The 15,419-nt window shown below is 32.9% G+C and carries 11 protein-coding genes; 1 reads left to right on the top strand and 10 read right to left on the bottom strand.

Annotation, left to right across the window (positions count from 1 at the left end):
• Positions 1-41: 41 nt before the first annotated feature.
• The 5 genes from JK636_RS10800 to JK636_RS10820 all read right to left on the bottom strand — a co-directional run bounded on the left by JK636_RS10800 (position 42) and on the right by JK636_RS10820 (position 8,364).
• Positions 42-2,189: a HelD family protein gene (locus JK636_RS10800; protein ID WP_202748963.1), complete on the bottom strand. Its 2,148-nt coding sequence runs from the start codon at positions 2,187-2,189 to the stop codon at positions 42-44.
• A gap of 16 nt (positions 2,190-2,205) precedes the next feature.
• A complete protein-coding gene (gene ftsH / locus JK636_RS10805; RefSeq protein ID WP_202748964.1) occupies positions 2,206-4,020 on the bottom strand; it encodes an ATP-dependent zinc metalloprotease FtsH in 1,815 nt (604 codons plus the stop codon).
• Between the two features lie 13 nt (positions 4,021-4,033).
• Positions 4,034-5,122: a dipeptide epimerase gene (locus JK636_RS10810; protein ID WP_202748965.1), complete on the bottom strand. Its 1,089-nt coding sequence runs from the start codon at positions 5,120-5,122 to the stop codon at positions 4,034-4,036.
• 791 nt (positions 5,123-5,913) lie between these two features.
• Positions 5,914-6,645, bottom strand: coding sequence for a creatininase family protein (locus tag JK636_RS10815; protein WP_202748966.1), 732 nt, complete (start codon positions 6,643-6,645; stop codon positions 5,914-5,916).
• A 159-nt stretch (positions 6,646-6,804) separates the two neighbouring features.
• The gene (locus JK636_RS10820; protein ID WP_202748968.1) at positions 6,805-8,364 is read right to left on the bottom strand and encodes a peptidoglycan-binding domain-containing protein; all 1,560 of its coding nucleotides are present in this window, start codon (positions 8,362-8,364) and stop codon (positions 6,805-6,807) included.
• Between the two features lie 338 nt (positions 8,365-8,702).
• On the opposite strand from JK636_RS10820, the gene JK636_RS10825 reads away from it, so the two are divergent.
• Positions 8,703-9,587, top strand: a complete 885-nt coding sequence (locus JK636_RS10825) for a polysaccharide deacetylase family protein (RefSeq protein ID WP_202748969.1) — start codon at positions 8,703-8,705, stop codon at positions 9,585-9,587.
• A 48-nt stretch (positions 9,588-9,635) separates the two neighbouring features.
• Here the strand turns inward: JK636_RS10825 and JK636_RS10830 are convergent, their stop codons facing one another.
• From JK636_RS10830 to JK636_RS10850, 5 genes are all read right to left on the bottom strand, one after another.
• Positions 9,636-10,310, bottom strand: a complete 675-nt coding sequence (locus JK636_RS10830) for a LysE family translocator (RefSeq protein WP_202748970.1) — start codon at positions 10,308-10,310, stop codon at positions 9,636-9,638.
• A gap of 8 nt (positions 10,311-10,318) precedes the next feature.
• Complete coding sequence (gene rlmD / locus JK636_RS10835; RefSeq protein WP_202748971.1) at positions 10,319-11,692, bottom strand: 23S rRNA (uracil(1939)-C(5))-methyltransferase RlmD; 1,374 nt, start codon at positions 11,690-11,692, stop codon at positions 10,319-10,321.
• 242 nt (positions 11,693-11,934) lie between these two features.
• Complete coding sequence (locus JK636_RS10840; RefSeq protein ID WP_202748972.1) at positions 11,935-12,297, bottom strand: DUF1540 domain-containing protein; 363 nt, start codon at positions 12,295-12,297, stop codon at positions 11,935-11,937.
• Between the two features lie 295 nt (positions 12,298-12,592).
• Positions 12,593-13,600 (bottom strand): UDP-glucose 4-epimerase GalE, encoded by a 1,008-nt coding sequence (gene galE, locus JK636_RS10845; RefSeq protein ID WP_202748973.1) that lies wholly within the window; start codon positions 13,598-13,600, stop codon positions 12,593-12,595.
• Positions 13,601-13,805: 205 nt separating this feature from the next.
• On the bottom strand, positions 13,806-15,308 hold the full coding sequence (locus JK636_RS10850; RefSeq protein ID WP_202748974.1) for a hypothetical protein: 1,503 nt from the start codon (positions 15,306-15,308) through the stop codon (positions 13,806-13,808).
• Positions 15,309-15,419: the final 111 nt, after the last annotated feature.

Consider the following 15,419-nt stretch of genomic DNA (forward strand, 5'->3'; position numbering starts at 1 on the left):
TAGAAGGCCAAAATTCCTTTAGAAATTTTGGTCTTCATTCTTTAATTTCTTTTTATCACCTTAAGTTCATGCAGTGCTCTAGTAGCCATTACATAATTCAGCTTACTTTCATCTTCTCTTCTGCTTTCATCAACAAGTATAACAGCATCAAACTCAAGCCCTTTTGCAAAATAGGAAGGGATAACTACAGTTCCGCCTTTATAGATTATTTCTTCATTATCAATAATCTTTAAATATTCCTTTGCCTTTAATAAACTTCCTATTCTCTCTGTTTCTTCTAAATCTCTGCAAAGGACAGCGATATTTTCAAATTCTTTATGCCTTAAGCTACTGATAGTATTATCTATTTTCTCTATAAGTTCTTCTTCGCTATGAACCAGTTCCTCAGTAACTTCTTCTCCGCTTCTCACTATTGGAACTATTCTGCTGTCTTTAAGGAACTTGTTAGCATACTCCATTATTTCCTTAGTAGATCTATAGCTTTTAGTAAGCTCAAAATACTCAGTATTTAAAACGGGAATAATTTCTTCAAGGTTAAGCATAGGAGTCTTTCCTTTTAAAGGCAGAAGTCTTTGGTTGCTGTCTCCTACAATAGTCATTGAACTGCATTTTGTAAGTTCTCTTACTACTAAAAATTGAATAGGACTGTAATCCTGAGCCTCATCTATTACAACATGCTTTATTTCTTCTTTAACTCTTAATCCCTCAAGTTTGATTTTTAAATAGAGTATTGGTGCTAAGTCGTCTTGAGTAAGTTCAGCTTCACCATTTATTTCTTTATAAAGCTCCAAACAATCTCTGCTGCCAAGCCAGCCCATATTATTTTTTGCTCTCATAACTTCAGCAATAACTTCTCTTATTGCCATTTTTCTTTTCAAGTTAAGGTTAGCTTCCTCAATCTCAATTTCAGCCTTTGTCATATTAGAAATCTTTTCATTGTATTCTTTTTGTATTCTTCTAACTTCTTCATCTCTTAAATCTTTAAGTTTTGAAAATATGATTCTTCTAACTTTTTTACTTCTTCTAAAAAGAGGCATTTCTTTATAATAGGAATTAAATAATTCGTCAAGCTCTGCTTTAGAAACAGCTGTCTTATCAAAGAAATTTATATCTTGAAGCTTAAAATATTCTTTATCAAGTTTATCTATATACTCATTGAGTTCATTAAGATACTCAAGAGAACTTTTATGGACTATCTTATTGATAAATTCTCTATCACCCTTAAGTACTCTTTCCATATAATCCTTAAAGTTCATAACACTATTAAGCTCTAATATATCAAGAGCGAAATCCATGAAGGTAGTCTGCTTCACACCAACTTCACCAAGGCTTGGCAGTACCGTGGAAATATATTCCATAAAAATACTGTTAGGTCCTAAAATTAGAACCTTATCCTGAAGACTTTCTCTATAATTATATAAAAGATATGCTACTCTATGCAAAGCAATGGTTGTCTTTCCACTTCCAGCAACCCCGTCTACAACTATAGTTCTATCCTTGGGCTGTCTTATTAAATTATCCTGCTCCTCTTGAATTGTCATTATTATATCTCTGAGTTTATCAGATGTGTTACCGCTTAAAACCATTTGCAGTATTTCATCCTTGACTTCAAATGCAGAATCAAATAAGCCAAGAAGCTTTGCCTTTTTTATTATAAACTGTCTTTTTAAAAGTATATCAACATCTATACTTCCAGCAGGTGCACTGTAAGTATTTGAACCAAGTTTACTGGAATAAAAAAGTGCTGAAATTGGTGCTCTCCAGTCTATAACTACAGGTTCATATTCTCCCTCAGGAGTCATTCCAAATCTGCCTATATATATATTATCTGCATCATCGAAATCTTCTTGTTTAAAATCAACTCTTCCAAAATATGGAGCAGTTGAGAGAATTGTAAGTTCTCTCAGTCTTCTATCAATATTTTTAAAAGCCTCTTCTTTTACATATCTTTCATGATCAAAATATTCTATAACCTTATCTTCATCATCTCTGTACTCTTCAAGTACATTTTTTCTATAATCTTGAATATACTGAGAAGCTTCTTTTCTTTTTCCTATATAATTTAAAATCTCTTTATTAATTAGTGAAATAACCTCTTCAAGCTTTTCTTTTTCAACATTAAGCTCTATTTCCTTTTGAAGAGTTATCTCTTTATCCATATCAAAACTATTATTTTGCAATAAAATCATCCCTTCTTAAAGGTTATTAATCTTCATGGCTTTCGCTTCCTCTTACAAATTCCATAAATTCGTCTCCCATAATGGTTTCCTTATCCAATAATCTTTCGGCAATCTTTGTCATAAGCTCTCTATTATTCTCAAGTATATCTACGGCTTTATTATGAGCCTCTTTTATAATTTTGAGCGTTTCTTCATCAATAATTGAAGAAGTCTCTGCACTGCAGTTTTGTACCGGTCTTCCATCAAGATATCTATTTGATGGAGACTCTAGTCCCATCATGTCAAAACGATCAGACATCCCATACATAGTTACCATGCTTCTTGCTGTCTGAGTAGCCTTTTCAATATCGTTTGACGCTCCTGTAGATATAGCCTTAAATTCAACTTCCTCAGCAGCTCTTCCGCCTAATAATATAGAAATTTCATTAAATAATTCTTCTTTGGTTAATAAATATTTATCTTCCTCAGGAAGCTGCATTGTATATCCTAACGCACCCATTGTTCTTGGCACTATAGTTATTTTATGCACAGGATCAGTTCCCTTTAAAAGTGCAGCCACAAGTGCATGCCCAACTTCATGAAAAGCAACAGTCTTCTTTTCCTTGTCTGACATAATTCTGTCTTTTTTCTCTTTACCTGCTAGTATAACCTCAATAGCCTCTTCTAAATCTTCCTGCATTATTTCTTTTCTTGAATGCTTAACAGCTCTTAAAGCAGCCTCATTTACCATATTAGCAAGATCTGCTCCTACAGCCCCTGGAGTTGCTTTTGCTATAGCTAAAACATCAAGATTTTCAGAGTACTTTACACTCTTTAAGTGAACTTTTAAAATAGCTTCTCTTCCCTTTAAATCAGGCCTGTCAACAATAACCCTTCTGTCAAATCTTCCTGGTCTTAAAAGGGCCTTGTCTAGAACTTCCGGCCTGTTAGTAGCAGCCAGTATAACTACAGGCTTTGAAGAATCAAAACCATCCATCTCTGCCAAAAGTTGATTTAAGGTTTGCTCTCTTTCGTCATTGCCGCTGATGTTTCCTTCTCTGCTTTTTCCAATAGCATCTATTTCGTCAATAAATATTATACAAGGAGCCTTCTCAGCTGCCTGCTTAAATAAATCTCTTACTCTTGCAGCTCCCATTCCCACAAACATTTCAACAAATTCTGAACCTGACATAGAGAAAAAAGGCACCTTAGCTTCTCCTGCAACAGCTTTAGCCAGCAGAGTTTTACCTGTACCTGGAGGCCCTACTAAAAGCGCACCCTTAGGAAGCTTAGCTCCTATCTCAACGTACTTTTGAGGATTATGAAGAAAGTCTACAATTTCTACTAAAGACTCCTTAGCTTCTTCTTGGCCGGCTACATCTGAAAAAGTCTTGCCTGTTTCATTCTCGGCATAAAGCTTTGCTGTATTCTTCCCAAAAGACATAACACCATTTCCAAGCTTTTTATCCAACTTTCCAAATATAAGCCTTCCTAAAAAGGTAAACATAATTATAGGCAAAACCCAGTTGAAGAAAAAAGCCTTTAGAGGGTTAGTATCATTAGCTACGCCTCCGAAGGTTACTCCTGCAGCAGTGAGTTTTTCAACTAACTGATCATCCCCTATATTTACGGTATAAAGTATCTTTTTCTTTTGTCCTTCTTCCGGTTTAGGAATAATAATTATCTTATCTGCTGAAATTTGAACCTCATCAATTTTTTTCTCAGTAAGCATTTTTGTAAACTCGTTGTATTTTATAGATTGAGTTTTAAAATCTACGAGTACAAAATTTAAAATCATTAGAATAATCCCTGCACCGAATACATAATACATAGCATATCTAAATTTCTTATTGTCGAACATTTTTTTCTCCCTTTCATATTTCTTGCCACCCTATAACGTCTTTTACTCCAAGCCCAGGCTCATCTAATAGTATAACCTTATCTCCCTCGAACTTGGCTCCTCCTATTACAGGATCTTCAGCCATTAAATTAACTGTATCCAAATCTGCCTTAGTGATATTTTTCTTTCCCCCTGTAAAGCTTGCAGCAGCAGTAATTCCAATTTTACCTTCAAGCATGCAGCCCATCATACATTCTATCCCCATGGTTTCGGCTATAGCACAAATTTTTGCTGCATTGTAGAGTCCGCCGCATTTCATAAGCTTTATATTAATTAAGTCTGCAGCTCTAAGCTGTATCAGCTTCATAGCTTCAAATGGGCCAAAAACCGCTTCATCTGCTAAAATATCTGTAGCTACATTATCAGTTACAAATTTGAGACCTTCTAGGTCCCAATACTTAACAGGCTGCTCAACAAGTTCTATACCAAGTCCCATATCCTCAAATCTTCTTATGATTCGAACTGCCTCTTTAGGTTTCCATCCTTGGTTTGCATCTACTCTGATTGTAATATTCTTTCCTACTGCTTCTCTTATTGCCTTAACTCTTTCAATATCCTTATAAACATCAGTTCCAACTTTTGTTTTCAATATACTAAAGCCTGCGTTTACAGCCTCAATTGAATCTTGAGCCATTTCTTCCGGTGAGTTGACACTTATAGTTATATCAGTAGTTATACTATTTCTAAATCCTCCAAAAAATTTGTATAAAGGAATATTATACTTCTTTCCAAACAAATCGTAAATAGCCATATCTACCGCTGCTTTTGCGCTTGTGTTTTTTATCATTGAACCATTGAGCACAGACATTATATCTTCAATATTGTCAATGTCCATTCCAACCAGCTTAGGCTTTATTATTCCTTTTATTGCTCCTTCAATTGAAGCTTCTATATCCCCAGTAATAACAGCCGTAGGAGGAGCACTTCCAAAACCTATTTCACAAGTATCCGTCTCAACTTTTATAACTATTTCTTCTGCTGTCTTAACCTCTCTTAATGCCGTCTTAAAAGGTTTCTTTAGAGGAGTACTTACTTTTCCAATCTTTATATCTTTAATTTTCAAAATTTTCTCCTTTCCCTCGAAACACTGGGTAATCTAGAATGCTCGCCCCCTTTCGGGCACGGGGTAACTTAAGATATTCGCTTCGCTCATAAGTTACCCGCTAAAGTCCATTTAGGACTTTAGCCTCGCAGATTACCCGTTGAAGTCCATTTAGGACTCCAACCTCCAGATAAAAATTATCTATAAAATATAGATATCTATTACAAATTATAAACCAAAAGTATGCACATTAGATATACTGTTTATAAAATATTTAAATTAAATTCAAATTTAATATAATTGCTATTGCATCGCAATTATATAACGAAGAATTAATAATGAAGAATTGTTAGATTGCTTCACAATATGGGCAAAATACTTATATAAAAATATTCAAATATATATCTATTTAAATATTTACTTGAGCCATGATCGTTTGCAATAGACTTGCTTTCTACGATATCAAAGAACATGCTTATATCAACATAGGCTGGGTGTAAATACCGAGAGCAGGTGTAGAAAATAATATTTTAATTTGATTGATAACTTTGCTCATGTTCTTGGCGAAGCAATGCTGAAAAGTTTAGAAGATCTGTTCTGAGCAAGCTAAAGTATTTTAAGTTCAATAAAGCTGTTTTAAAGCCTGCGGCTATTAAAGAGACAAGAAGTCAAAGCGAATTCATAGAGACTCTTAGCTTTTAAGTATTGCAAGCCTTAGAACATACGCAAAGGAATCACAAAGTAAAATATTATTTTCTACACAAAGCTCTAAGGTCTTTACACCACAGCCTTTGGTTATTTTTGTTCGTACTCTACTTATTTTCTTCAGAATAGTAATTTCCGGCTATAAAGTTATGTATAAGCTCAATAATCTTTTCAGTTAAAACTTCAAATATTTTCTCACCTTTTTCAAAGGTTGCCTTTGTTGCATCTCCTGAAAGAGCATTTTCATATAAAATTCTGCCCCTGTCTTTAAAATAAACTCTCATCAAAGGTTTTTTATCATTTTTTAAGGCTTTATCCATTTGTACAAGGCTTTTATTGTAATATAAAATTGCAGAGCTTTCATCTTCACCGGCATGCCCCTGACCTTCTGTTATAGTTAGTATTTCCTTTGAAAAATCAAGCCACCAGTTTATTATTATAATATCCATTCCCATCTGCATAAGTTTTTCACTTGCAAGATTAAGAGCGTTAGCATTCCCACCGTGTCCATTTAAAAACACTAGCTTTTTTATACCATTATCATAAAGACTTTTACCAACAAAAAAGACGTAGCTTGACATAACTTCTGTTGGAATATGTATTGTTCCGGGATATATTGATAAATCATAGCTTTGACCGTAAGGAATTTCCGGTGCTATCCAAATTTCATCACTTATTTTATCATTTATCATCTTGCAAAATAGTCTTGGTGAAAATATATCAGTACCTAATGGAAGATGATGCCCATGGGCCTCCACTGAACCTATAGGAACAATTGCAACTTCTGCTTTAGATAAATTTGTTTTAAAATCATCGCTGGTATAGTCAACCATATACATATTTATAACCCCCAATTATTACTATATTAACATTACTATTATAGCACTATAAATTTAAGCAAAGAAGATTATAAAAAAACACCTCACATGAAAAATAGAATAACTAATTTCATATGAGATGTTCTTTTATAAATTAGCTAACAACTAATTTGCAATTAATTAGTTAGCCTTTACGTCTTGTTTTCCAGTTATAATACTTGTAGCATCTGGTTTGAATGTATCTTTGGCCTGTTGAGTAGCAAAGTATACATTTCCATCAATTACAGCATCAACTAATTGGAAGTTTGGTGTTGTTACATAAAGATCTCCTTTAAACATTCCCTTTTGAATACTAGCCATTGGGCTGTTTATGGTTAATTTAGGCGCTTTTAAAGTAAATCTAGCAGTAGTAGCATGACTACTATCTTGGGAATAAAGAGCTATTTTACGCTGTACAGCTGGAGGATTTTTTGTATTTTTAAATTCACCATCTAATACAAGCTCTTTATCAAAAGTTAAATTGTTAAGAACAGAAATAATCCATTTTCCATTTTTGCCTATTGCGTTTTCAAAAGTAGCTTTATCATTTACTAATGATGCAGTCGCTACAACATCTACTTCTTTAAGTAATTGTAGTTCTTTCTTTCCAGTTATAGAACTCTTATCATCCATTACGAATGTATCTTGAGCAGATTTAGTAGTAAAATATACATTTCCTTCAACCTTAGTATCTACTAATTGGAAATCTGGAACTGAAACATAAAGATCTCCCTTGAAGGTTCCATGTTGTATGCTAGCATTTGTGCTCATTATAGTCAATTTTGGTGCAGTAAGAGTAAATCTAGCAGTTACATTGCGCTTATCATCTTGAGTATATAAAGCTATCTTACGTTGAAGAGTCTTTAAACCTGTCTTGCTATCAGTTTTTCCATTAAGGAACTGTCCATCTAGTACAAGAGGCTTATTAAAAGTCAAATCATTCAGAGTAGCTATAATCCATTTTCCATCTTTGCTAATTGCTTTTTCAAAAGCACTATTTTCCTTTACTACAGAAGCTGATGCAACAGTATCAACTGGTGGAGTTGTAGGTGTAGTTGGTGCTGCTGGTGTTGTAGGTGTTGCAGGGGTAGTTGCTGCAGGAGTTATCTTTGCAATAGTCTTAGGCCCAACTAATCCATCTACTGCAAGTCCGTTTTTGCTTTGATAATCTTTAACTGCTGCTAATGTAAGATTTCCAAATATACCATCTACACTAAGCTTATTTCCATTATTGTTAAGCCATGTTTGTAAAAGCTTAACGTCATCGCCCTTTGAACCAAGTTTAAGTAAACGTGTTATTTGTGATGAAGTTGTTGTAGTTGTGGAAGTTGTTGCTGGACTAATCTTTGCAAGAGTCTTTGGTCCAACCATTCCATCAACTGCAAGTCCATTTTTACCTTGATAATCTTTAACTGCTGTTAATGTAAGATTTCCAAATATACCATCTACGCTAAGCTTGTACCCATTGCTGTTAAGAAGTGTCTGAAGTGTCTTAACATCATTACCTTTTGATCCTGATTTAAGTACTCTTGAAATAGTTGATGATGTACTGTATGTAGTTTTTGTATTTGTGCCTGGTGTTTCACCAGTAGCTGCTGAAACAACGTCTACTCCAAGTATTCCTAATTTTTTACCCGGTACAATTGATAGTGAAAGTACTACTGCCAATGCACAGGCAACCGTTGCTAATGTTTTTTTCATTTGAACTCCCCCCAATTAAGTTTGTTAATTGTCAAACTTTGAAATTATGCTATAATTGCATAATTATAACAATTTAATTATAACAATATTCTAATAATGTGTAAACGCTTTATTTATAAGATTAATTTATATTTAAGGACTTTTTAGTTGACTTTACAATTATTGGCTAGTATTTTTAATAAGAATTACTAATTTAAAAATGCTCTGGACTTTTAAACTAACATCAATTTTTTTATAAAATTACTATACTATCGTTAAAAATTATACACTTCAATAATCTTATTGCTCCTCATAGTAATTTCCATTATAATCATATATATAACGTAGGGGGTGCTTCAGTGAAAAATAATAAGGTTGTTTTAATTATTACTATTCTTATGCTTATAGTTATAGGCTTGAGCTCTGGCTACATAATTTATAAAAAAAATGAGCTGAAAAATTATAAGACATTTATTGATAAAGATATACATAAAAATATTGATCCTATTCCCGGAAAAAGTCCTGATGAAAAGCTAGTAGTTGTTTTGCCAGCCGATGATAACAAAATAGATAATAAGGATAAACCTGATGGTAAAATCATTAAAGTAAATAAGGATGAACCTAAAGAACCAGTAAAGTCATCCAACAAGCCTGTAAAAAAAGGTGATAAGGTCGCCTATTTAACTTTTGATGATGGACCTTCTGTAGGTATTACACCACAAATACTTGATATATTGAAAAAGAATAATATTAAAGGAACCTTCTTTGTAATAGGAAAAAATATTGCTCCAAACAAAGATATTTTTTTAAGGGAAAAAAATGAGGGACATGCAATAGCTAATCATACTTATGATCATAATGTTGATTTTATATACAAAGCACCTAAAAATTTAGTAGATGAGTTTAAGCAAGGTGAAAACACTATAAAAGAATTTTATCCAGACTATAAAGCTAAAATAGTAAGATTTCCTGGAGGGTCAAAAAACAGGCCAAAGGAATATAGAGAAGCTGTAAGAAATGCTGGTTACAAATATATTGATTGGAACTGTCTTACTAAAGATGCAGAAGGATCCCATGTTCCTGTAGATCAATTAGATAGCAATGTAAAAAAGAATTTTTCTCATCAGAAAGATTTAATAATATTAATGCATGACTCGGATGAAAAAGATACCACTGTTGAGTATTTGCCTCAGCTAATAAAGTTCTTACAAGATGATGGTTATGTTTTTAAAACACTAAATTAAAGAACTCGGGCATAGACCCGAGTTCTTTAATTTAGTGTTTATTTTTATTTATCTTAAAAATAGATACAACTTATATATTCCATTTATAAAAAAGCCTGCTCCGAAAGCCAATATAACATAAATTAGCAAATTTGCTGCCTTTCCGGATACCTTAGGAGCTGATATTGTCTTTCCTTTAGAAGCTAAAATATTTATTCCCCAAAGGCTTAAAAACATGCCGCAAAGCATTGCTACAGCAAACAGAAAATAAACAAGTTTTCCATAGCTTCTCCATATGCTTATTACTGTACTGCTTAAAGTAAGCCAAAAAAAGTGAGTCATTGGATTTGAAAAATTCACTATAAACCCAGTAAATACAGCACGAGAATCCATATTCTTTTTTTCATCATCTTCTTGCTTTTCTTCCTCAGCACTATCTTTTTTACTGTTTTTCAATGCTTTATAACCAATATAAAAAATTACGGCCGCTGATATCTCCCAGAAAAACACTTCTAATAGTTTGTTAGTTTTTATTAACTCCAAAAGTCCAAAATTAATAAGCATGACATCGATAGCATCTGCAATTAGTGATCCAGCTGCAACAGCAACGCCCTTTTTAAGACCTTTTGTCATAGTCCATCTAACAGATTCAAAACCAGCCGGCCCCATAGGTATTGCAATAACCATTCCTGTGAACAGACCAGTATAAATTGATCTTATTATTAATATATAACTAATACTCATAAATATCTCTATACCTTCCTAACAATTAATGCAACATTTTCTATATGAGCTGTTTGCGGGAACATGTCTACCGGCTGAATTTCAACAGTTTTATAACCCAGCTCATTTAATATTCCAAGATCCCTTGCTAAAGTAGCCGAGTCGCAGGAAACATATACTATTTTCTGAGGTTTCATAGTGCTGAAAGCTTCTAAAAGACTTCTTTCACAGCCTTTTCTTGGAGGGTCAACAACTACAACCTCCGCTTTAACGCCTTCTCTGATAAGCTCCGGTATTACCTTTTGAGACTCCCCAACTAAAAACTCAACATTTTCTACTGAATTTTCTTCTGCATTTTTCTTAGCATCTTCAATGGCTTCAGGAACGATCTCAACTCCATAAACCTTCTTTGCTTTTTGGGACAAAAATAAAGAGATTGTACCTGTACCACAATATGCGTCGAAAACAGTTTCCTCTCCAGTTAGGCCAGCATATTCTAAAGCTTTGCCGTACAATATTTCAGTCTGCACTGGATTTACCTGAAAAAATGATAATGGAGATATATTAAATTTAAACTCTCCTATAAAATCAGTTATTTTATCCTTACCCCACAAAACCTTATTTTTACTGCCTAAAATAACATTAGTCTTTTTTGGATTTATATTTTGTATAACGCTTTTTAAGCCGCTTATATTTTTAACCATCAGTTCTACAAATTCATTAGAATAAGGCAAAACTTCTTCCTTAGTTACTATAACTACCATAACCTCAGAGGTTTTAAAGCCCCGCCTAATCATTATATGCCTTAAAGTTCCCTTATTCTCCTCTTCATTATAAGGTTCTATATTGAATTTATTAATCCACTCCCTAGTCAGGTGAACAACTTTATCTGCCGCCTCATCCTGTATAAGGCAAGTATCCATATCAATGATATCATGACTTCTTGGAGCATAAAATCCTATTGCGACTTCATTCTTTACTTTTCCAATAGGGAGCTGAACCTTATTTCTATATCTGTAAGGCTCCTTCATTCCAACAGCAGGATGAATTACTACATCTTTAAGCTTGCCAATTCTATTAACAACATCTTTTACTCTATTAGTTTTAAACTCAAGCTGACCTTCGTAGCTCATATGCTGCATCTGACAGCCGCCGCATCTTTTATAAATACTGCACTCCGGCTCTATTCTGTGCTTTGAGGATTTTATAACCTCTAAAAGCTTACCATGCGCAAAGTTTTTAGAAAGCTTTACTATCTTTACTTTTACAGTTTCGCCGAGCAATGCCCCCTGCGCAAACACAGTAAAATTATTAACCTTTCCAACTCCCTCTCCTTCATAGCCCATGCTTACTATATCTATAATATAATCCTTATTCTTTTCGACTGCTGTATTTTCAAGCATATGTAAAAACCACCCTTTTTTATAATGAATAATTAATAATGAAGAATGAAGAATTGTTCAAAGTTCTTTCTACATACTCCTATTTGCTATTAATATAAAAAGCCAATTATACTAAATATAATCAAAAACAGCCTCAATGTAAAGAGTTATTGTCTTATCTCTATGCTTACGCACTCCTCCAAATGTTAAAGCTTAAGAATTGTCCGAAATTCTTAAGCTTTAACCACTCTTCACTCTTCATTCTATTGCATCCTAAACGTCTCACACACTGTATCCTGACTTGATTGCGCTCTCGGCCCTGAAACTTGCACATTATGCGCCATGCAGACTCTATCCTCGTTATAAATACAATTAACTGATTCGCATTTTATACTAGGACTCATCTCGATTGAATCATTATTAAGTAGCTGTCTAATTTCACCAGTCACATTCATATTAGGAAAATGTGCAACAGAATTTTTAAAACCTTTTTCTGCAAAAGTATTGCACATAGTCTGATTACTCGTATGAGCACCTGAGCCTAAAACATGAATAGTATTTGCAGAACACAGTCCGCTCATATTATGTACACAGTCTAATGCACTGCAGCTTAATTGTCTACTCATTAAAATTCCACCTTTCAGACTAAAATATTAAATGACAAGTGTAGCCTGCTTATCATTATATTTTACCAAGTAGGAGGATTATTATTCCTAAAAAAAAATAGCAGCTGAGCTGCCAAGTAATACATAGATAAACAATACTACAACTTAACTTACATACAATAAAAATATCAAATCTTCACTGATTTTTTCTTGCATGTAAGTTTATAGCTGTAGTTGTTTATCTTTAAATATGAATCAGTTGCTGAAATATTCCATCTTAGTATTTTTTCCAAAATTTATACATTATATTCATGAATTAATATTTTATAATGGTTTCTCTAATATCTGACCATTTAAGAGCATCTCGTATTCCCTCTTCTATACTCTTTTCAGCCTTCCAACCTAAAAGCTGAAGAGCAGTGTCTCCATTTGCATAAGAACCAGGTACATCACCAGGTCTTGGATCTGTTTCTTCCTTTTTAATTGGTTTTCCATAGACCTTTTCAAAGGCACTAACAAGCTCCTTAACAGTAACTCCCTTTCCTGTTCCAAGATTTATAACTAAGTAATTTGAATTTCCGTTATCAGCCTTCTTAAAAGCCTCTTCGAAGTTTTCGATAGCCTTAACATGAGCCTGTGCCAAATCCCATATATGAATAAAATCTCTAACGCCTGAGCCATCACGAGTATCCCAGTTAACCCCTGTAATTTTAAATGTTGAATCTCCTGCTGCAGCTTCAACAAGTTTTCCAAGAACATGGGATGGGAATTGTACATGCACTCCGCTTCTAAGCTTAGGATCTGCACCTATAGGATTAAAATACCTTAGTGCAATACCCTTCATATCGTAAGCCTCACAGAAATCTCTTAATACCATTTCCATCATATATTTTGTTCTTGCATATGGACTTCTAGGATTTAAAGGAGACTTCTCTGTAACCATAAAACCTTCAACATCATCATAAATAGAAGCTGAAGAGCTGAATATAATATTACTGCAGCCAAGCTCCTTAAGATTTTTAAATAATTCTAATGACTTAGCCACATTTTCCTTATAATAATCATAAGGTCTTTCCACTGAATCTGGAACTACAATCAATGCTGCAAAGTGTATAGTATATTCAATATCCGGATGATCCTTAAATATCTTCTCTAATATGCCTCTATCAGCTATATCGCCTTTATAAAATATTTTACCCCTTGTAAACTCTTCTCTCCCGGTAACTAAAGAATCCAGTATTACCGGAGTGTGACCTTTGTCAATTAACGCTGAGCAGACTGTACTTCCTATGTAACCTGCTCCCCCTGTAACAAGAATTTTCATATTTGTTCCTCCATATAATCTTAATTCACCCTTTTTCTATACTCCTTGGGCGTATTCTTTTTCTTACTTTTTGAAGATGGCTTTCATTGTTATAACACTAAGTATTTTATATATTATATCAGACCTGAATGATTTTTTCTATTTTACATACAAAAATAGACTAACTCTTAAAAGCTAGTTTTTATTATATTAAATCATAAACATTCTAGTTTACCTTTTTCAATGCAATTTCTTTTTTAAACAAGCAGCAGTCTCCTGCCTTTAGGTTTCTAATATAGAGCTTTGCATCTGATATAAGGTAGCTGGTATTCGAGTAAACTTCCATTACAGCCCCATTAAACTCATCGAAACCAGAATGCAGGCTTAAATCGCAATAAAACTTTACAGCCTCATTCCCAAGATTAAATACAGCAAAATATATATTTCTCCTTCCTCTTAGTAAAATTCCAAAAACATCTTTTCTTTCTATACAAGGTATAACAGCATATTTAGTATCTATATCTCTTGCTATTTCTTTTAATTCAGGATTCTTTAAATTACTTAAATCAAAATTCCCAATAACAACTGACATAAGCTCTCTTATCTTGTCATTATTTATTTTTAAACCTTCATCATTTAACTGTATAATTCTTTGCATTAGCAGCTTAAAGAAAAAATCATAATTTATATCCTTTTTAATTCTTTTCCTACTTATAATATTAAGCAAACTTTTTTTATCATCAAAGCCTATATTTTTATTTAATGAAAATACCTTTTCATTAAATAAGCCCACAGGATAATCGTCTGAGTAAATTCCCGTTTTCTTAAAGCTATCCTTTAAAGCTTTCAAGAGCTTGTTTAACTCATAATAAGCATTAAAAAGTTTATTTTCTTCAACAATATCAATAAATTTACCTATTCCATTTAGATTTAGAGCACTTGCTTTGCTCAAAACTGCATTGGCATTAGTAAAAACAAGCTTTTTTCCTTCGATGCTTCTGATATCAACAGGGTAAAGCTTTTTTCCATCAACTTTAATATGTAATGGTTTATCACTTACTCTAAGAGTGCTATTGTTTACTCTATAAGTGTATAAAATACTATATGTACTAGGTATATCCTTTAGGTTTACCTCATTAATGCTGTTATCAATATTAAAATCTGCCGCCATTTTGTCTACAAAGCTGTTAAAAAGAGAAAACATATCATCTCCTGCTTTTATATAAAGAGAATCTACATATATTTCTTCATTTGAAAGCAGTTCTTGATCTACGAAATTATAAACAGCACTTATACCTAGTTTATTTCTTTTAAGTTCATTATATATGTAATTACCAGAAAATCTGCAGCCTAAAAAACCAACTATCATGCTTTGATGATTTTCCTCATCTATTACAAGTTCAAATAAATGAGATTTTATATCTCCCTCATCATTAACTTCTGCCATAGGTATATAAGTTACTTTTTGCGCTGCATCCTTAGGATTTATCATACAGGATATCTCTTTATAATGTATTGTTGAATATAAATCAAATTTGATGCAATTTAAGCTAACGGATTTATCGCCCTTATTCTTAATGCAAATATCTAACATATTATCTTTATATCCATATTCTATAATCAGTTCATTACTAACTAGTAGACCTTTACTTTCTTCTCTTAAATTAATAATAGAATTAAGCTGTGTGCCATTAACTTTAAACTCACATTTTATACTATCAAAATCCATAACTAGTCCCCATCCCCCTAAAATTTTACACAAGCAAATTATAGCATAGAAGTAACTTGTTAATGACAATTTTCGTTAGCAATTTTAGCTATTTATCAACAAAATCAACCT

It is taken from the genome of Clostridium rhizosphaerae, assembly GCF_016765585.1.
Lineage (GTDB): Bacteria > Bacillota > Clostridia > Clostridiales > Clostridiaceae > Clostridium_AT > Clostridium_AT rhizosphaerae.

Excerpts from the sequence above, each read along its gene's own strand:
- JK636_RS10800 (WP_202748963.1), bottom strand. The coding sequence starts at position 2,189 with ATGATTTTATTGCAAAATAATAGTTTTGATATGGATAAAGAGATAACT.
- ftsH (WP_202748964.1), bottom strand. The coding sequence starts at position 4,020 with ATGTTCGACAATAAGAAATTTAGATATGCTATGTATTATGTATTCGGT.
- JK636_RS10815 (WP_202748966.1), bottom strand. The coding sequence starts at position 6,645 with ATGTATATGGTTGACTATACCAGCGATGATTTTAAAACAAATTTATCT.
- JK636_RS10820 (WP_202748968.1), bottom strand. The coding sequence starts at position 8,364 with ATGAAAAAAACATTAGCAACGGTTGCCTGTGCATTGGCAGTAGTACTT.
- JK636_RS10830 (WP_202748970.1), bottom strand. The coding sequence starts at position 10,310 with ATGAGTATTAGTTATATATTAATAATAAGATCAATTTATACTGGTCTG.
- rlmD (WP_202748971.1), bottom strand. The coding sequence starts at position 11,692 with ATGCTTGAAAATACAGCAGTCGAAAAGAATAAGGATTATATTATAGAT.
- JK636_RS10840 (WP_202748972.1), bottom strand. The coding sequence starts at position 12,297 with ATGAGTAGACAATTAAGCTGCAGTGCATTAGACTGTGTACATAATATG.
- galE (WP_202748973.1), bottom strand. The coding sequence starts at position 13,600 with ATGAAAATTCTTGTTACAGGGGGAGCAGGTTACATAGGAAGTACAGTC.
- JK636_RS10850 (WP_202748974.1), bottom strand. The coding sequence starts at position 15,308 with ATGGATTTTGATAGTATAAAATGTGAGTTTAAAGTTAATGGCACACAG.